Annotated in this window: 15 protein-coding genes and 1 pseudogene; 10 read left to right on the top strand and 6 right to left on the bottom strand. The window is 72.2% G+C overall.

Features of this window, described 5'->3' with window-relative positions; translation table 11 throughout:
* Nucleotides 1-64: 64 nt before the first annotated feature.
* The 4 genes from Pma05_RS14950 (at nt 65) to Pma05_RS14935 (ending at nt 4,427) form a co-directional block, all read left to right on the top strand.
* Nucleotides 65-889 carry a PaaX family transcriptional regulator gene (locus tag Pma05_RS14950; RefSeq protein WP_203857982.1) on the top strand — a complete coding sequence of 275 codons (825 nt, stop codon included), beginning with the start codon at nt 65-67 and terminating at the stop codon, nt 887-889.
* The gene (locus Pma05_RS14945) at nt 886-1,674 is read left to right on the top strand and encodes an enoyl-CoA hydratase-related protein (RefSeq protein ID WP_203857981.1); all 789 of its coding nucleotides are present in this window, start codon (nt 886-888) and stop codon (nt 1,672-1,674) included. The genes Pma05_RS14950 and Pma05_RS14945 overlap by 4 nt, the downstream gene beginning before the upstream one ends.
* A gap of 182 nt (nt 1,675-1,856) precedes the next feature.
* Nucleotides 1,857-3,161, top strand: a complete 1,305-nt coding sequence (locus Pma05_RS14940; RefSeq protein WP_203857980.1) for a DUF1800 domain-containing protein — start codon at nt 1,857-1,859, stop codon at nt 3,159-3,161.
* 18 nt (nt 3,162-3,179) lie between these two features.
* Entirely contained in the window at nt 3,180-4,427 is a 1,248-nt protein-coding gene (locus tag Pma05_RS14935) for a DUF1501 domain-containing protein (RefSeq protein WP_203857979.1), read from the top strand.
* A gap of 46 nt (nt 4,428-4,473) precedes the next feature.
* On the opposite strand, the gene Pma05_RS14930 is transcribed toward Pma05_RS14935, so the two are convergent.
* The 4 genes and pseudogenes from Pma05_RS14930 to Pma05_RS44005 form a co-directional block, all read right to left on the bottom strand.
* Nucleotides 4,474-5,073, bottom strand: a complete 600-nt coding sequence (locus tag Pma05_RS14930) for a hypothetical protein (protein ID WP_203857978.1) — start codon at nt 5,071-5,073, stop codon at nt 4,474-4,476.
* Nucleotides 5,074-5,157: 84 nt separating this feature from the next.
* Nucleotides 5,158-5,748 (bottom strand): DNA-3-methyladenine glycosylase I, encoded by a 591-nt coding sequence (locus tag Pma05_RS14925; protein WP_203857977.1) that lies wholly within the window; start codon nt 5,746-5,748, stop codon nt 5,158-5,160.
* Nucleotides 5,749-5,831: 83 nt separating this feature from the next.
* Nucleotides 5,832-6,350, bottom strand: a complete 519-nt coding sequence (locus Pma05_RS14920) for an SRPBCC family protein (protein WP_203857976.1) — start codon at nt 6,348-6,350, stop codon at nt 5,832-5,834.
* Between the two features lie 482 nt (nt 6,351-6,832).
* Nucleotides 6,833-7,444, bottom strand: a pseudogene (locus tag Pma05_RS44005) (DivIVA domain-containing protein); the annotation flags it as partial.
* A gap of 203 nt (nt 7,445-7,647) precedes the next feature.
* Between Pma05_RS44005 and folP the strand changes: the two are divergent.
* Nucleotides 7,648-8,517: a dihydropteroate synthase gene (gene folP, locus Pma05_RS14910; protein WP_203857975.1), complete on the top strand. Its 870-nt coding sequence runs from the start codon at nt 7,648-7,650 to the stop codon at nt 8,515-8,517.
* Nucleotides 8,518-8,843: 326 nt separating this feature from the next.
* Complete coding sequence (locus Pma05_RS14905; protein WP_203857974.1) at nt 8,844-9,893, top strand: IS110 family RNA-guided transposase; 1,050 nt, start codon at nt 8,844-8,846, stop codon at nt 9,891-9,893.
* Nucleotides 9,894-10,002: 109 nt separating this feature from the next.
* On the opposite strand, the gene ndhC is transcribed toward Pma05_RS14905, so the two are convergent.
* Entirely contained in the window at nt 10,003-10,380 is a 378-nt protein-coding gene (ndhC, locus tag Pma05_RS14900) for an NADH-quinone oxidoreductase subunit A (protein WP_203857973.1), read from the bottom strand.
* 318 nt (nt 10,381-10,698) lie between these two features.
* Here ndhC and Pma05_RS14895 point away from each other — a divergent pair, with 318 nt between their 5' ends.
* Both Pma05_RS14895 and Pma05_RS14890 read left to right on the top strand, forming a co-directional pair.
* The gene (locus tag Pma05_RS14895) at nt 10,699-12,546 is read left to right on the top strand and encodes a 2-oxoacid:acceptor oxidoreductase subunit alpha (protein WP_203857972.1); all 1,848 of its coding nucleotides are present in this window, start codon (nt 10,699-10,701) and stop codon (nt 12,544-12,546) included.
* Nucleotides 12,539-13,573: a 2-oxoacid:ferredoxin oxidoreductase subunit beta gene (locus Pma05_RS14890; RefSeq protein WP_203857971.1), complete on the top strand. Its 1,035-nt coding sequence runs from the start codon at nt 12,539-12,541 to the stop codon at nt 13,571-13,573. Before Pma05_RS14895 ends, Pma05_RS14890 begins: the two co-directional genes overlap by 8 nt.
* A gap of 148 nt (nt 13,574-13,721) precedes the next feature.
* Here the strand turns inward: Pma05_RS14890 and Pma05_RS14885 are convergent, their stop codons facing one another.
* Entirely contained in the window at nt 13,722-14,750 is a 1,029-nt protein-coding gene (locus Pma05_RS14885) for a potassium channel family protein (RefSeq protein WP_203857970.1), read from the bottom strand.
* A gap of 257 nt (nt 14,751-15,007) precedes the next feature.
* Here Pma05_RS14885 and Pma05_RS14880 point away from each other — a divergent pair, with 257 nt between their 5' ends.
* Nucleotides 15,008-15,250 (top strand): hypothetical protein, encoded by a 243-nt coding sequence (locus Pma05_RS14880; protein WP_203857969.1) that lies wholly within the window; start codon nt 15,008-15,010, stop codon nt 15,248-15,250.
* Between the two features lie 249 nt (nt 15,251-15,499).
* Nucleotides 15,500-17,167, top strand: coding sequence for a glycoside hydrolase family 10-like protein (locus tag Pma05_RS14875; protein WP_203857968.1), 1,668 nt, complete (start codon nt 15,500-15,502; stop codon nt 17,165-17,167).
* Nucleotides 17,168-17,359 lie beyond the last annotated feature (192 nt).

Genomic DNA, 17,359 nt, shown 5'->3' with positions numbered 1-17,359 from the left:
CCGAACCAGCGTTGATGTAACAGCATCTAGCATATCTTGAGAAGGGGTGTCACAATGTGCGGTCATGCAGGCACGGTCGGCACTCTTCGACCTGTATGGCGACTACCTCCGCTCCCGGGGTGGACGCGCACCAGTGTCCGCGCTGGTCAAACTACTATCCCCGCTTGGCATCGCCGCACCCGCGGTCCGTACCGCGGTCTCCCGGATGGTCCGGCAGGGCTGGCTGCACCCGCTCCGACTGGCCGCCGGACCGGGCTATCTGCTCACCCCCAGAGCGGCCCGACGACTCGACGAGGCGGCGGCCCGGATCTACCGAACCGGCAAGATCGGATGGGACGGCCGATTCGACCTGATCGTGCTTGAAGCGGGCACGAACCGGCGGGACCGGCAGCGTCTCGCCGCCAACCTGAGCTATCTGGGCTACGGCATGCTCGACGAGCAGAACTGGGTCGCCACCCGGCCCGGCGAGGACGTGGACGGCCTGCTGGCCGAGGCCGGGGTGCGCTACGAGCGGTTCACCGCCGCGCACGCCGCCGGCACCCCGGGGGCGATGGGGGTGGTCCGGCGGGCCTGGGACCTCGACGAGATCGCCAACGCGTACCAGGAGTTCGTCTCCGCGCAACGGCCGCTGCTCGCCACGGTGACCGTACGGAGTTGTGACGAGGACGCGTACGCCGCCCGGTTCCGGCTCGTGCACGCATGGCGTACCTTCCTCTTCCGGGACCCGCAGCTGCCTCCCGCGCTACTGCCCGAACGGTGGCCGGGGACCAGCGCGGCGGCCTTCTTCGACCGGCACGCCGCACGGCTGCGCCCGGCCGCCGACCGCTTCGTCGAGCAGTGCCTCGACGGTTCCCACCGGATCACCCGACAGAAGGGCCAACACCCGTGACCGAGCCGTTGCTCATCGACCGCTCCGACTCCGTGGTCACGCTGACCCTGAACCGGCCGACCGCGATGAACGCGCTGGACGTGGCGCTGAAGGAGGCGCTGCGGGACACCCTGGCCGAGTTGGAGCACGACCGCTCCTGCCGCGCGGTGGTGCTCACCGGTGCCGGCTCGGCCTTCTGCGCCGGCCAGGACCTGCGGGAACACGCCGCCACGCTGGCCGGGGGCGGCACCGATCCGCTCGGTACCGTCCGGACCCACTACAACCCGATCGCCTCCCGGCTGGCCAGCCTGCCCAAGCCGGTGATCGCGGCGGTACGCGGCACGGCGGCCGGCGCCGGAGCCTCGCTCGCCTTCCTCGCCGACTTCCGGATCGGCGGCCCCGGTACGACCTTCCTGCTCGCCTTCGCCAAGGTCGGGCTGGCCGGCGACACCGGTGCCTCCTGGTCACTGCCCCGGCTCGTCGGGCACGCCAAGGCGGTCGAGCTGCTGATGCTCGCCGAGCCGGTGCCGGCCGACGAGGCGTACCGGCTCGGGCTGCTGAACCGGCTGGTCGACGACGAGCAGGTACTGGCGACCGCGCAGGAGCTGGCCGTTCGGCTGGCCGCCGGACCGACGGTGGCGTACGGGGCGATCAAGCGGCAGCTCTCGGTCGGCGACGCCGGTACCCTCTCCGAGGCGCTGGCCGCCGAGGCCCAGGCGCAGGCGATCTGCGGCGCCACCGCCGACCACCGGGCCGCCACCACCGCCTTCGTCGAGAAGCGCCGCCCGACGTTCGACGGCCGCTGACCGTCCAGCGGCGCCACCGTCGACCACCGGGCGCCCCACCGCGATCGTGGAGAAGCGCCGGCCGACGTTCGACGGCCGCTGACCGTCCCCGTCCGGGCAGGTGGCCGGGCCGCCGACAGCGCGGACCGGGTTCGATCGCCGGCCTCCCTGGGCTGCTGGACAGCGGGCCTAGGGTCGGTGGCATGGTCGATCAGGACGCCGTCGTACATCTGCTGCGCCGTGCCACCTTCGGGCCGACGGCCGCCGAGGTGGAGGCGGCCGGACGCGCCGGGCTGGCGGCGACCCTGGACCGGTTGCTCAGCCCGGTCGGCGCCGACCCCGGCGCGGCGGCCACCCCCGCACCCGACCTCGGCGCCGACCCGTACGCCGGGATCAGCAAGGAGTCCAGCCGGGAGCAGCGGCAGCAGGCCCAGAAGAAGCGGGCGGAACAGGCGCGTGGACTGGTCGACTGGTGGCTCGACCGGATGGTCGTCGCCGAGCACCAGCTCACCGAGAAACTGGTCTTCTTCTGGCACGGGCACTGGGCGACCAGCGTACGCAAGGTCAGGTCCGCCCAGCTCATGCTCGGGCAGCTCGACACCTTCCGGGCGTACGGCCGGGGGCCGTTCGAGGACCTGGTCCGGGCGATGGTGCGGGATCCGGCGCTGATCCTCTGGCTGGACGGGCAGCGGAACACCCGCACCGCCCCGAACGAGAACCTGGCCCGGGAGCTGATGGAGTTGTTCACCCTCGGCATCGGGCACTACACCGAGGCGGACGTCAAGGCCGGGGCGCGGGCGTTGACCGGCTGGCAGGTCGACCGGCGTACCGGCCAGGCCCGGTTCGTCCGGCGCCGGCACGACCCGGCCGAGAAGACGATCCTGGGCCGGACGGCGGCGTTCGACGCCGACTCGTACGCCCGGCTGCTGGCCGCCCGCCCCGAGGCCGGCGCGTTCGTCGCGGCCCGGCTCTGGGCCCGGTTCGCCGGCGCCGACGTGCCGCTGCCGGCGGCGCTGGGCGGAGCCGCCGGCACCACCACCGAGCTGCTCCGGGCGCTCCTCACCCAGGCGGCGTTCGGGCAGGCCCGGGGCGGGCTGGTGAAGCAGCCGGTGGAGTGGGCGGTCGGGGCGATGCGCCAGCTCGGCATCCGGCCCGGCAAGCTCCCCGAGCAGCAACGCCGGGAGCTGGTCAACCGGTTGGCCGGGATGGACCAGGTGCCGCTGCGACCGCCGAGCGTCGGCGGCTGGCCGGCCGGCCCGGCCTGGCTGACCACCTCGTCGTTGCAGGCCCGGATGCGGCTGGCCGCGCTGCTGGCCGGGGCGGCGGCTCCGGAGGTGACCCGGCGGCTCGCCGGCACGGCCCCGGGCGACCGGCCGGACGCGCTGGCCCGGCTGCTGGTGGTGGACCGGTGGACGCCACGCACCCGGGCCGCCCTGGCCCCGCTGGCCGACGACCCGCGCCGGCTGCTGGTCGCCGGGCTGGTCAGCCCCGAGTACACCGTCAGTTGACGAGGAGGAGACGAGCGGATGGACATCCTCACCCGACGCAGGTTCCTGCTCGCCAGTGGTGTGGCCGGGGCGGGCGCGCTCGCGGCCGGCGCCAGCGCGTACGGCCTGGCCGACCTCTTCGACACGGCCGGTGACCGCGACCCGCAGGCCCGTACCCTGGTGCTGGTCACCCTGTACGGCGGCAACGACGGCCTGAACACCGTCGTCCCGTACTCCGACCCGGCCTACCAGGACGCCCGCCCCGAGCTGGCGTACTCGGCCGACGAGGTGCGGCGGCTGGACGACCAGATCGGGCTGAACCCGGCGTTGACCGGGCTGCACCGGCTGTACGGCGACGGCCGGCTCGCCATCGTACGTGGTGTCGGATATCCGACACCCGACCGCAGTCACTTCCGCTCGATGGACATCTGGCAGACCGCCCGCCCCGATCGCCCCGAGCAGACCGGCTGGCTGGGCCGCTGGCTGGACGGGGTGGGTGGCGATCCCCGGCTCGCGGTCTCGTTCGAGCCGACCCTGCCGCCGCTGCTCGCCGGTGCCCACAGCGCGGGTGCCGCCGTACCCGTCACCGAACGGAAGGCCCGCCGCCCGGTCGGCGACCAGACGCTGGCCAGGCTCGCGGTGCCGGAGCCGGGCGAACCGGCCGGTCAGGCCCGGGCCGCCGCCTGCTTCGCCGACCTGCGCGCCGTCGACACGATGATCACCGAGGTACGCGACGCCGCCGCGGCCGAGGAGGCCGACGAGGGTGGTGACGACCAGCCGGCGGCGACCGCGACCGGCGGGGCGCGCGGTTCGCTCGCCGCCCAGCTCGACCTGGTGGCGCAGTGCGTCGAGGCCGGGGTGTCGAGCCGGGTCTTCTCGGCCTCGCTGGGCGGCTTCGACACGCACGCCGACGAGAAGCAACTCCAGGCGGTGCTGCTCGGCCAGGTCGACAAGGCACTGACCGGCTTCGTGGATCGGATGGCCGGCACCGAGCCCGGCCGCAAGGTGGTGGTGGCGGTGTACTCCGAGTTCGGCCGGCGGGTCCGGGCCAACGCCTCGGACGGCACCGACCACGGCACCGCGTCGGACGTCTTCCTGCTCGGCGCCGGGGTGAACGGCGGCCTGCACGGCGAACCGCCCGACCTGACCCGGCTCGACGACGGCGACCTGCGGTTCACCACCGACTTCCGGGACGTCTACGCCAGCCTGCTGGAACGGGTCCTCGACACCGACCCGGAGCAGGTGCTGGCCGGCTGGCGGGGCCGGCTCTCCGGGGTGCTGACCTGACTGTGAGGCTGGCCGGGTCGGCCCGTGTCCCGAGGGCCGGGACAGCTCAGTCGTCGTCCTCCTCCGGATCCTGGTTGGCCTCGACGCCGAGCACGAACGCCTGCATCGCCAGCTCGTCGTTCGACGGCGCGACGAACGCCGGCAGCTCGCGGGGGCCCAGCTCCTGGACGTACGCCCAGAACAGCCGAACCGCCTCGGCCGGTGACCCCGCCTCGATCGGCAGGTCCAGGCTGACCAGGTAGTTCCGGCGCTCCGGCGCCGGGCCGACCCGCCCGGCCAGCTCCTGGTAGACCGCCGGGTCGACCGGGGTGACCGGGCCGTCGAGGGCGAGCCGGTCGGCCGGCACCGGCGCGTCGAAGACCTGCCGGGTGTACGTCACCGCGAGCGCGCCGGTCTCGCCCGGCCCGGACTGCGGATCGTCCGGATCCCGCTCCTCGACACCGTCGGCGGCGATCACCCGGCCGAGCGCCACCACCAGCGGCGGCTGCTCGTCGCGGACCACCAGGACCGGGTCACCGGGGCCGGGGCGGGGCCCGCCGTTGCGCCCGGTCAGCTCCAGGGTGTCGTGGTGGAAGAGCCGCTCGGCCTCGTAGCGCTCGCCCGGGATGACGACTGCCCACGTCCTGGCCGGACCCGCTGCGCTCATGACGGCACTCCGCTTCGCTCCGTGCCGTCATGAGGCACCGCGGCGCTGAGCTTGATGATTCGCTCGCTGCGCTCGCTCATCCCGCTATCCCATCACGGCGGCGGCCGGCGGCTTCACATGGCAGCCGTCGAGATGGTCGTCGACCATGCCGGTCGCCTGCATCAACGCGTACGCCGTGGTGGGGCCGACGAACCGGAAGCCCCGCTTGCGCAGCGCCTTGGCCATCGCGGTCGACTCCAGGGTGATCGCGGGCACCTCCGCGAAGGACCGGGGCCGGGCTGCCCTGGCGGCCGGGGCGAAGGACCAGAGCAGTGCCGCCAGCCCGTCCGGCAGGTCGAGCGCGGCCCGCGCGTTGGCGATCGCGGCATCGATCTTCGCCCGGTTCCGGACGATCCCGGCATCGGCCATCAGCCGGGCCACCTCCGGGTCGCCGTAGCCGGCCACGGTCTCCAGGCGGAAGCCGTCGAAGGCGAGCCGGAACGCCGGCCGCTTCCGCAGGATGGTCAGCCAGGAGAGCCCGGACTGGAACGCCTCCAGCGTGAGCCGCTCGTAGAGCGCGTCGTCGCCGTGCAGCGGCCGGCCCCACTCCTCGTCGTGGTAGACGGCATAGTCGGGGGTGCTCCCGCCCCAGCGGCAGCGGGCCAGCCCGTCGGCGCCGGTCACCAGATCAGTCACGGCGTCAACGGTAGGCCAACCGCCCGACAACCTGCCGGTGAGCGCCACCACCACCCCGGCCCGGGCGGCGCCGTTGCCGGTGCTCAGGGCAGTTGGCCGCGCTCCACCAGCCGGGCGAACCGCTTCAGCGCCTGGGTGAGGCTGAACTTGGAGCCGGGCCAGAGCACCGGCCAGGCGACCCGGCCGGCCGAGCCACCGGGCAGGTGGAACCACTCGTGCCAGACGACCTGGGTCCGGTCCTCGGCCATCTGGGTACAGCGGAGCACCCCGGGACCGCGCAGCAGGCCCCCGCAGTGCACCACCCGCACCTCGTACGGCGGGTCCATCCGGACCACCCGCATCTCGTCGCGGAGTACGGCCGGCCCGACCGCGGTGACCGCCTCCACCAGGCTGCCCTCGCCGCCGTCCCCCTCGACCAGCCGGACCCGGGTGAACGGGATCCAGTCGCCCTGCCGTTCCCAGGCGGTCAGCGCGGCGAAGACCCGGGACGCGGGGGCCGCGACGATGACCGTCGCGGTGACCTCTCCGGCGCCGGGCTGGGCCGCCGCCCGGAGTCGCTCGGCGCCGTCCGGATCCGCACCGCCCGGGTCGGCGGCGCTCACGCCCGCTCCGGCTGCTCCGCCGGTCCGCTCGGCCCGCCCGCACCGTCCGCCTTCGTCGGCGGCCGGACCCGTGTGGTCGGCGCCTCGCCGGCCGATTCGTCGGACTCGTCGGCGGCATCCGCCGGCCCCGGCCGCCCCACCGACCCGGCCGGGCGCCCGGTCGCCGGTTCGCCCGACTCGACGTTCCCGGTCGCCGGTTCGCCCGGTTCGGCCGACGCGCCCGCCTGGGTCGGCCCGGTCGGCTGGTCGTGCTCGTCGCCACCGGTCCGATCGCTCGATCCGGCGCCGACGGCCGGCCGGATCGGTGGGGTGGGCTCGGCCAGGTCGCCGTCCTCGGCCTCGATCACGGATCCGCCCGACCGGACCGACCGGGTCGGGGCGGCCGGCTCGGCATCGTCCGCGCGGTCGTCCGCGCGGTCGTCCGTCGAGGGCGCGGCGCTCTCGGCGGCGGTGGGCGGCCGGGCGGCCGACTCTGCGGCGGCAGCGGGCTCGGGTCGGGTGGACGGCTCGGGCCCGAAGTCGACCTGCTGGAACTCGAGCGGCGCGGGCTCGGCCAGGCCGGATCCGCCCTGGGAGCCGCTCGGGCCACCATCGGCGACATCGGCCGAGCCGCTGACCGACGGTACCGGCGACGAGTGGACCCCGATCCCGCCGGTCGTCGCCGCGGCGGCCAACGTACGGGCCGAGGAGCCGTCGACCGCCGCGTCCGGCGCGGCGCCGGCCGACCCGACCGGTACGAGAGCCGCCTCCCGGGCCCGGCGGAGCACCTCGGCGTCGTCCAGCCGTCCCTCCCGCAGCGCGGTGACCTCCGCCTGGAGCACCCCGATCAACTCGTCCTTGTAACCGATGTCGTACGCGGTACGGCGCAGCGCATGGTCGACCTGGGCCATCCGGTAACCCCGCAGCGCCAGGTCGAACCGGACCTCCCCGACGTCGGTCTCCAGCAGCGGCCGGTTGCCGGGCAGCGGCACCGCCCGACCGTCCGGCTCGGCGGTGCCCAGCCCCGAATCGGAGCCGGTCACCAGCACCGTCACCCCGAAGACCACCGCCGCGACGGTCAGCGCGACGACCAAGAGGAGCAGAACCTGACCCATCCGCCGATGGTGGCATGGCGAGCCGGGCCGGGCGACCCCGCCACCCCGGTCATTCTTCGACGGACATGAAACTCTGCCCAGCGGCACCCCGGACGCTGGCCCGGCACCCCGGCTCAGGGCCGACCGACGCGGGCGCCCGCACGGGTACGACGGTCCGGCGCCGACTAGCGTGATCAGCGCGGGGACCGGTGGAGGAGGAGTGGATGGCGGACGCGCTTCGACTGGGGCGGCGCACGTTCGCGGCCGGAGACCTCGCCGTGATGGCGATCGTGAACCGTACTCCGGACTCGTTCTTCGACCGGGGCGCGACCTTCGCGGCCGACAGTGCGCTGCGGGCCGTGCAGCGGGCGGTGGCCGAGGGCGCGGAGATCGTCGACATCGGCGGGGTGAAGGCCGGGCCCGGTGCCGAGGTGGACGTCGCCGAGGAGATCCGCCGTACCGTCGGTACCATCGCCGCCGTCCGGGCCGAGTTCCCGGACGTGGTGATCTCGATCGACACCTGGCGGGCCGAGGTGGCCGTCGAGGCGGTCGCGGCCGGGGCGGACCTGCTCAACGACACCTGGTCCGGTGCCGATCCGGCGCTCGCCGAGGTGGCCGCCGCGACCGGGGTGGGACTGGTCTGCTCGCACGCGGGCGGGTTGACGCCGCGTACCCGGCTGCATCGGGCGGCCTTCCCCGACCTGCTGGCCGACGTGCGCGACACGGTCACCGGGCTCGCCGACCGGGCGGTCCGGCTCGGGGTACGCCCCGACGGCATCCTGATCGACCCGGCGCACGACTTCGGCAAGAACACCCGGCACTCGCTGGAGGTCACCCGGCGGCTCGGCGAGTTGACCGGCACCGGATGGCCGGTGCTGGTGGCCCTCTCCAACAAGGACTTCGTCGGGGAGACCCTCGACCTGCCGGTGGGCCAGCGTCTGGAGGGCACCCTCGCGGCCACCGCGATCTCGGCCTGGCTCGGTGCCCGGGTCTTCCGGGCCCACCAGGTACGCCCGACCCGGCGGCTGCTGGACATGGTCGCCTCGATCCGGGGCGACCGCCCGCCGGCAGTCTCCCGGCGCGGGCTGGCCTGACCCTGCCAAGTCGGAGGCGCGGGCTGGCCTGAGCTGGCGCGAGCCTGCTGAACCGCAGGCGCGGGCTGGCCTGACTGTGAGCATGGCGGGGTCGGTTCATCAGTGGTGAGCTGATAGCCGGTAGTGGCGGGCGTGACTCATGCCCTGACTGGCTTCGTGCCTTTGACAGGACTTGTCCGTCCGCTGCTTCCGGCGCCGGCCCGGCGGGAGATATTTGGCCTGATCAGGAGCTTGACCGCCAGTTAGTGGCTGGCGTGTCCCGTCACAGTCCTGCCATCTCCGCACCGGACCGGACCGTCACGTCCCCACGGGTGAGGAGAGAACGCATGTCCATGCTGACAGAACTGGTCGAGGTCGTCATCGGCGTCGACACACACAAAGACACCCACACCGCCGCGCTGCTCGACACCCGCACCGGCGGGGTCCTGGCCAGAACCACGGTGAGCGCCGACCCGGACGGCTATACCGAGCTGGTGGCCCTGGCCGAACAGCATTCGGGGTTGCGGGCCTGGGCCCTGGAAGGGTCCGGCGGCTACGGCGCCGGCCTGGCCCGGCATCTGGCCGATGTCGGTGAACTGGTCGTCGAGCTGGACCGGCCGTTGCGACCGGCCCGCCGCGCCGGGGCGAAGTCCGACCCCATCGACGCCGAACGCGCCGCCCGCGACGCCCTGGCCCGGACCCGGCTGGCGCAGCCCAAGACCGGCCCCGAACGGGCCGCGCTACAGATGCGCCTGACCGCCCGCCGCGCCGCCGTGGCAGCCAGCGCCGACGCTCAGCGGCAACTGCACGCGATGGTGATCACCGCCCCCGAGGTGGTGCGGGCCCGGTTCCGCGGCCAGAGCACCCGTCTCATGCTCACCACCGCCACCCGACTACGCCCTACCAGCAGCGCCGACGTTGAGGTGTTCACGAGCCTGACCGTGTTACGGGACCTTGCCCGCCGTGTCCGCTTCCTCGAGACCGAAGCCGCCGAGCATGAGAAAGCGATCCGGACGATCGTCCGATCATGGCGACCGGACCTGCTCGACCTCACCGGCGTCGGACCGATCGTCGCCGCCACCGTCCTCACCGCTTGGTCCCACCCAGGCCGCTGCCGCAACGACGCCGCGTTCGCCATGCTCGCCGGCACCGCGCCGATCCCTGCCTCATCCGGCAAAACCGTCCGCTACCGCCTCAACCGCTCAGGCGACCGCCAACTCAACCGCGCCCTACACACCATCGTCCTGACCCGCCTCCAACGCGACGAACGCACCCGCGCCTACGCCGACCGCCGCCGCGCCCAAGGCAAAACCGACCGAGAGATCAAACGCTGCCTCAAACGCTACGCCGCCCGCGAGATCTACCGACGCCTGGAAAACCCCACCCCAACCACTTGACGCGGCATAGGAGCGTCCCTGCCGGGCCGCAGCCGCGAGCTGGCCTGAGCCAGCCGGGGTCGGACCGGCCTGAGCCGGCGGGGCCGGATCTGGGCGGGTCAGGGCGTCACTAGGTCCAGCGGAGGATGTTCTTCCGCCAGGCGTAGAGGATGCCGAGGGCGAGCACGGCGACGAAGATCGCCATCTCGACCACCGTGACGAGACCGAACCCGGGCCGGTCGAAGACCACCGCCCAGGGAAAGAGGAAGACCGCCTCGACGGCGAAGAGCACGTAGAGGTAGGCGTAGACGTAGTAGCGGATCTGCATCTGCGCCCAGTCGCTGCCGACCGGATCCAGCCCGCATTCGTAACTGGTCCGCTTGCCGGGCGGGTCGGCGGGGCGGGCCGGCCGGAGCACCCGGTTGGCCGCGAACGCGCCGACGAAGACCAGTACGCTGGCGAGCAGCAGCAGCCCCAGCGTCGCGTACGACCCCAGGTATCCGGTCATGTGCGGCAGCCTACCGCCCGGTGTCGGGTTTCTGCCCCGCGGAATTCGACCTGCGGAGTTCGGTGATCTGGATAACGACTGTGCTTTCGGGGTGGGGCGAAAGCACGCCAATGCTGCCATTACAGCGTCCCATGTGACGGACCTTGGGCAAGGACCACCTAACCATCGACGTAGGCTCTGCAATGAAGGACTGGAGCGGGCCGGCCCTTACCACCGCCATCCCGCCACCGGCGCTCAAGGAGGACATGTGGCCGAGCAAGGCGAGGTCACCCCTGAGCTCAGCCCGTCCGACCGGGCCGAGCGAAGCGAGGTGCAGCAGTGAGCAAGCAGGTCCAACAACTGGATCGGGTGGTCATCCGGTTCGCCGGTGACTCCGGCGACGGCATGCAGCTCACCGGCGACCGATTCACCTCGGAAACCGCTCAACTGGGCAACGACATCTCGACGCTGCCGAACTTCCCCGCGGAGATCCGCGCCCCCGCCGGCACCCTGCCCGGAGTGTCGAGCTTCCAGGTGCACTTCGCGGACTACGACATCCTGACCCCGGGCGACGCCCCCAACGTCCTGGTCGCGATGAACCCCGCCGCGCTGAAGGCCAACCTGGCCGACCTGCCGCGCGGGGCCGACATCATCGTCAACACCGACGAGTTCACCCGGCGCAACCTGGCCAAGGTGGGCTACCAGGTCAGTCCGCTCGACGACGGCTCGCTGGACGGCTACGTGCTGCACCCGGTGGCGCTGACCTCGATGACCGTCGGCGCACTGGCCGAGCACGACGTCTCGAAGAAGGACGCCGAGCGGGCCAAGAACATGTTCGCGCTCGGCCTGCTCTCCTGGATGTACTCCCGGCCGTACGAGTCGACCATCCGGTTCCTGGAGCGCAAGTTCGCGGCCCGTCCGGAGCTGGTCGCGGCGAACACCGCCGCCTTCAAGGCCGGCTGGAACTTCGGCGAGACCACCGAGGACTTCGGGGTCCGCTACGAGGTCAAGCCGGCGAAGATGGACCCGGGAACATACCGGAACATCACCGGCAACGCCGCCCTATCGCTGGGCCTGGTCGCCGCCGGTGTCCGGTCCGGGCTGCCGGTCTTCCTCGGGGCGTACCCGATCACCCCGGCCTCGGACATCCTGCACGAGCTGAGCAAGCACAAGCGGTTCGGTGTCACCACGATGCAGGCCGAGGACGAGATCGCGGCGATCGGGGCGGCGCTCGGCGCGTCGTACGGCGGTGCGCTCGGCGTCACCACCACCTCCGGTCCCGGTGTGGCGCTGAAGGGCGAGACGATCTCGCTGGCGGTGGCCCTGGAGCTGCCGCTGGTCATCGTCGACGTGCAGCGGGCCGGTCCGTCCACCGGGATGCCGACCAAGACCGAGCAGGCCGACCTGAACATGGCGCTCTTCGGCCGGCACGGCGAGGCGCCGGTCGCGGTGGTCGCCCCGCGTTCGCCGTCGGACTGCTTCTTCGCGGCGCTCGAGGCAGCCCGGATCGCGCTGACCCACCGCACTCCGGTGATCCTGCTCTCGGACAACTACGTGGCGAACGGCTCCGAGCCGTGGCTGTTGCCGGACGTCGACTCGTTGCCGGACCTGCGGGTCGAGTTCGCCACCGCGCCGAACGGCGAGGACGGCAAGACCTTCCTGCCCTACCTGCGCGACCCGGCCACGCTGGCCCGGCCGTGGGCGATCCCCGGCACGCCGGGGCTGGAGCACCGGATCGGCGGCCTGGAGAAGGCCGACAAGACCGGCGACATCTCGTACGACCCGGCGAACCACGATTTCATGGTGCGGACCAGGGCGGCCCGGATCGAGGCGATCAAGGTACCGGACGTCGAGGTGGAGGATCCCGACTCGGACGCCCGGGTACTGGTGCTCGGCTGGGGCTCGACGTACGGGCCGATCGGCGCGGCCTGCCGTGGGCTGCGCCAGCGCGGCCTGCCGGTGGCCCAGGCGCACCTGCGGCACCTTTCGCCGTTGCCGGCCAACCTCGGCGAGGTGCTGGGCCGCTACGAGAAGGTGGTGATCCCGGAGATGAACCTCGGCCAGCTCGCCCAGGTGATCCGGGCCCGCTACCTGGTCGACGCGATCGGATACAACCAGGTCCGGGGGCTCCCGTTCACCGCCACCGAGCTGGAGACCATGCTGGAAGAGGTCGTGAAGAATGCCTGAGCCCGTCGCCCTCAAGCTCACCACCAAGGACTTCAAGTCCGACCAGGAGGTGCGCTGGTGCCCCGGCTGCGGTGACTACGCGATCCTCGCCGCGGTGCAGTCGTTCATGCCCGAGTTGCAGATCCCCCGGGAGCGGATCGTCTTCGTCTCCGGGATCGGCTGCTCGTCCCGCTTCCCCTACTACATGAACACGTACGGGATGCACTCGATCCACGGTCGGGCTCCGGCGATCGCCACCGGGCTGTCGGTCTCCCGGCCGGACCTGTCGGTCTGGGTGGTCACCGGTGACGGCGACGCGCTGTCGATCGGCGGCAACCACCTGATCCACGCGCTGCGCCGGAACGTCAACCTCAAGATCCTGCTCTTCAACAACCGGATCTACGGGCTGACCAAGGGGCAGTATTCCCCCACCTCCGAGGTCGGCAAGATCACCAAGTCGACCCCGGTCGGCTCGGCGGACGCGCCATTCAACCCGCTCTCGCTGGCCCTCGGCGCCGAGGCGACCTTCGTGGCCCGGACCATCGACTCGGACCGCAAGCACCTCCAGTCGGTGCTGCGGGCCGCCGCCGAGCACCAGGGTTCGGCGTTCGTGGAGATCTACCAGAACTGCAACATCTTCAACGACGGCGCCTTCGACGAGCTGAAGGAGCCGGCCACCCGGGACGACTACCTGATCCGGCTGGAGCACGGCCAGCCGATCACCTTCGGCTCCGAGGGGCAGTTCTGCGTGGTACACCCGCCGGGCGGGTTCGGGCTGGAGGTCCGGGAGACCGCTTCCGTGGCGGCGGACGAGATCGTGGTGCACGACGCCACGGTGACCGAGCCGGCGTACGCCTTCGCGCTCTCTCGGCTGCCCGGCTTCGCCCTGCGCAACACCCCGATCGGGATCTTCCGTAACGTCGACCGGCCCAGCTACGACGGCGTGGTCCAGGGGCAACTCGACGCGGCCCGGGCGAAGAGCACCGGTACCCCGGAGGAGCAGCTCGCCGGCCTGCTGAGCAGCGGCGACACCTGGACGATCCTCTAACCCGTCCGACGATCACGGGCCCGTCGACCGGTGAAGGCCGGTCGGCGGGCCCGAGCCGTCAGGGCTGCCCGAGCCGTCAGGGCTGCCCGAGCCGTCAGGGCTGCCCGAGCCGTCAGGGCTGCCCGAGCCGTCAGGGCCGGACGAGCCGTCAGCGGGTCTGGTCGGCGGTGGCGTTGCCGCTGCTGGAGCGGTCGTCGCGGACGTACACCAGCATGTCGCCGGTCTCGATGGCGGTGGCGGCCTGGTCGGCGAGCGAGACCACCTTGCCCCGCCGGACCAGCGCGATGACCAGGGCCTCCAGTTGGCGCGGTGAGACGCCGACCTCGTCCCGGGTGGCCGAGCGCATCGCCAGCGCCATGCCCTGGCCGGGGGTGAGCAGGTCCTCGACGACGTCGATCAGCGGCGGGGCCGAGGTGGAGACGCCGAGCAGCCGGCCGGCGGTCGCCGACGAGACGATGACGTGGTGCGCCCCGCTCTGCCGCAGCAGCGGGGCGTTCTCCGCCTCCCGGGCGGCGGCGATGATCCGGACCTGGCCCGCGGTGAGCTGGCGTACGGTCAGCGTGACAAGTACGGAGACCTCGTCGCTGTCGGTTGCGATGATCACGGACTTCGCGTGCCGGACGTGCGCCTCGTTCAGCGTCGACGACCGGGTGGCGCTCCCCTCGACCACCACCAGTCCGGCCGAGGTGGCCTGCCGGACCGCTGCCGGATTGCGCTCGACGACCAGGATCCGCTGCTTGTCGAAGCCGGTTTCGAGCAGTGCGGAGATCGCGCTGCGGCCCTTGGTGCCGTAGCCGCAGATGATGACGTGGTCCTTCACTTTCCTCCTCCACCGCGTCAAGCGGAGGTTGGTGCGGTACTGCTCGGTCAGGACTTCCAGGGTGGTGCCGACCAGGATGATCAGGAACAGCACCCGGGCCGGGGTGATCACCAGTACGTTGATCAGCCGGGTTCCCGGGGTGACCGGCGTGATGTCGCCGTATCCGGTGGTGGAGAGGGAGACCACCGCATAGTAGAAGGAGTCGAGAAGGGTGATCCCGTCCTCGTTGACGTCACGGTAGCCGGCGCGGCCGAGGTAGACCACGGCGACGATCAGCAGCACGAGGCCGATCGCGGCGGCGAGCCGCTGGCCCAGCGCCCGCAGTGGCCCCCTGCGGATGGCGGGAAAGTGGATCATCGCCCATCCCGCCTCATCGCCGCCCCCGCCCGCACGCCCACAACATAGCCGGGATCATCGCACCGGGTTGGCCGGGCACCCGGATCGGGGCCGACAAGCCGGGTTGTGGCCGGGCGTCCGGCCATGCATCGTGCCGAAATTTTGGTGCGATACGTTGCGCTGGGTGCCGTCGAATTAGCACGCTGTGATGTCAGATGCGGTCATTCGCCCACCGAACCCCCGCGCCGCCCAACACTCCCCCGTCGCCTGGAGGTGCCGTGACCACGCTGCCCGCAGTCCCCGACCTGGCCGCCGGGACGATAGTCCAGCTCCACCCGGAGGACTGGCGGTACGGCGGCTACCCGCTCCGGCTCCGGGTCGAGCAGGTCCGGCACGACATCTCACACTATTACCAGGACGAGTGGGTCTGGATCGTCGGCGAACGGCTCGACCGGGACGGCCTGCCGCAGGGCCGGATCGAGGCGCTGGCCAGGGTCGCCGCCCTCGCGGAGCGCGGCTGAGCAGGGCGTTGCGCGCTGGCCGTACCGCTGCTGCTGTTGGCGCGGCCGGATGCGGGGTCGTCCGGGCCGGCGCGGCGGATCACCGGCGGCGGACCGTACGGCGGAGCGTCCATGGTCGATCGAAGGCTTGCGCCCGGTGGCGACGGTGTGAAAATTTCCTTCCAGCGGCATAGGCGTGGCGGTACTAACCGCCGATGCCCGGCCGCCGTGCCGCCCCGCCCCCGGGGAGCCCAACGAAGGGACCACCGCATGAAGCCATATCGGCTGGTAGCCGCCGGGCTGGCCGCCGCGCTGCTCGGTTCGCTCGTCGCCGCCGCGCCCACGAACGCCGCATCCGCGACCACCACCACCGCCACCGCACCCACCCGGACCGGCAACACCGGCTGCACGACCGATCCCGCCACCCCGAAACGGCAGCTCCGGGCGATGTGGATCGCGAGCGTCGTCAACATCGACTGGCCGACCAAGGCGTCGTACACCGCGCCGGACCGGATCGCCGCGCAGCGGGCGGAGTACACCGGCTGGCTCGACCTGGCCCAGCGACTCAACCACAACGCGGTGGTCGTGCAGGTCCGGCCGACCGCCGACGCGTTCTGGCCGTCGCCGCACGAGCCCTGGTCGGAGTACCTGACCGGGGTGCGCGGCCAGGACCCCGGCTGGGATCCGCTGGCGTACCTGGTCACCGAGGCGCACAAGCGGAACCTGGAGTTCCACGCCTGGTTCAACCCGTACCGGATCTCCATGCCAGACGGTGCCGGCGCCGACGTCGGCAAGCTGGCGCCGGGACACCCCGTCCGGCAGAACCCGGACTGGGCCGTCGCCTACCCGGTCAACGCGGCCGGCTCGCGGCTCTACTACAACCCGGGCATTCCCGAGGTACGCCAGTTCGTCCAGACCGCCATGCTGGACGCCGTCAAGCGGTACGACATCGACGGCGTGCACTTCGACGACTACTTCTACCCCTACCCGGCGGCCGGGCAGGACTTCGCCGACCAGGCCACCTTCGAGGAGTACGGTGCCGGCTTCGCCAGCAAGGCGGACTGGCGGCGGCACAACATCGACCTGCTGGTGCAGGAGATGGGTCAACGGATCAAGGCGACCAAGCCGTGGGTGAAGTTCGGGGTCAGCCCGTTCGGCATCTGGCGGAACAAGGCGGCCGACCCGCTCGGCTCGGAGACCAACGGCACCCAGTCGTACGACGCGAACTTCGCCGACACCCGCAAGTGGGTGAAGGAGGAGTGGATCGACTACATCGTGCCGCAGGTCTACTGGAACATCGGCCTCGCGGTGGCCGACTACGCCAAGCTGGTGCCCTGGTGGTCCGAGGTGGTCGCCGGTACCCGGGTGCAGCTCTACATCGGGCAGGCGGACTACAAGATCGCCGACCCGGCGCAGCCGGCGCCCTGGCAGGACCCGGCCGAGATGTCGAGGCACCTGACCTTCAACCGGGACTATCCGCAGGTCGCCGGCAACGTCCACTTCAGCGCGGTGCAGGTCCGGGCCAACCGGCTCGGCGCCACCGACGTCTACGCCGCGGAGCACTACTCCCGGCCGGCGCTGATCCCGACCATGTCCCACCTGCCGGCCAAGCCGCTGATGTTCCCGGTGCTGACCGGCGCCTCCCGGAAGGCGGGCGGCGTGGAACTGCGCTGGCGGCAGCCGGCTGACGGGGTCGGGCCGTTCGGCCGGGCGACCTCGTACGCGATCTACCGGTTCGACGGGATCGACCTGCCGGGCTCCTGTGGGTTCGCCGACGCCGGCAACCTGGTCGGCACCGTCCGGGCCAGCGCCGGAGGCGTGCAGTCCTGGCTGGACAGCAGCGCCGAGCCGGGCCGGAGGTACAGCTACTACCTGACCGCCCTCGACCGGCTGGCCAACGAGAGCCAGTCCAGCCCGCCGTGGTTCGTACTCCGCTGAGCGGGTCCGACCGATACTGACAGCGACAGCGCGGATGCTCCGGGGAGTACGCCACCTCGGAGCATCCGCCTGTTCTGGCACCAGTCAACGAAAATAAAGGTCGGATAGAGATCGTCGGGCGACGATGCCCCGAGACTGTCACCACGTAGATCACCTACCGGTGACAGCTCCGTCCCCGCCCGGGCCTCCCCA

Source organism: Plantactinospora mayteni, assembly GCF_016862935.1.
Taxonomy (GTDB): Bacteria; Actinomycetota; Actinomycetes; order Mycobacteriales; family Micromonosporaceae; genus Plantactinospora; species Plantactinospora mayteni.
This window is presented reverse-complemented; position numbering and strand designations above follow the sequence as displayed.

What these genes read in the sequence shown, in the direction of transcription:
- Pma05_RS14950 (WP_203857982.1), top strand. Translation starts at nt 65, where the DNA reads ATGCAGGCACGGTCGGCACTCTTCGACCTGTATGGCGACTACCTCCGC.
- Pma05_RS14940 (WP_203857980.1), top strand. Translation starts at nt 1,857, where the DNA reads ATGGTCGATCAGGACGCCGTCGTACATCTGCTGCGCCGTGCCACCTTC.
- Pma05_RS14935 (WP_203857979.1), top strand. Translation starts at nt 3,180, where the DNA reads ATGGACATCCTCACCCGACGCAGGTTCCTGCTCGCCAGTGGTGTGGCC.
- Pma05_RS14930 (WP_203857978.1), bottom strand. Translation starts at nt 5,073, where the DNA reads ATGAGCGCAGCGGGTCCGGCCAGGACGTGGGCAGTCGTCATCCCGGGC.
- folP (WP_203857975.1), top strand. Translation starts at nt 7,648, where the DNA reads ATGGCGGACGCGCTTCGACTGGGGCGGCGCACGTTCGCGGCCGGAGAC.
- Pma05_RS14905 (WP_203857974.1), top strand. Translation starts at nt 8,844, where the DNA reads ATGTCCATGCTGACAGAACTGGTCGAGGTCGTCATCGGCGTCGACACA.
- ndhC (WP_203857973.1), bottom strand. Translation starts at nt 10,380, where the DNA reads ATGACCGGATACCTGGGGTCGTACGCGACGCTGGGGCTGCTGCTGCTC.
- Pma05_RS14890 (WP_203857971.1), top strand. Translation starts at nt 12,539, where the DNA reads ATGCCTGAGCCCGTCGCCCTCAAGCTCACCACCAAGGACTTCAAGTCC.
- Pma05_RS14885 (WP_203857970.1), bottom strand. Translation starts at nt 14,750, where the DNA reads ATGATCCACTTTCCCGCCATCCGCAGGGGGCCACTGCGGGCGCTGGGC.
- Pma05_RS14875 (WP_203857968.1), top strand. Translation starts at nt 15,500, where the DNA reads ATGAAGCCATATCGGCTGGTAGCCGCCGGGCTGGCCGCCGCGCTGCTC.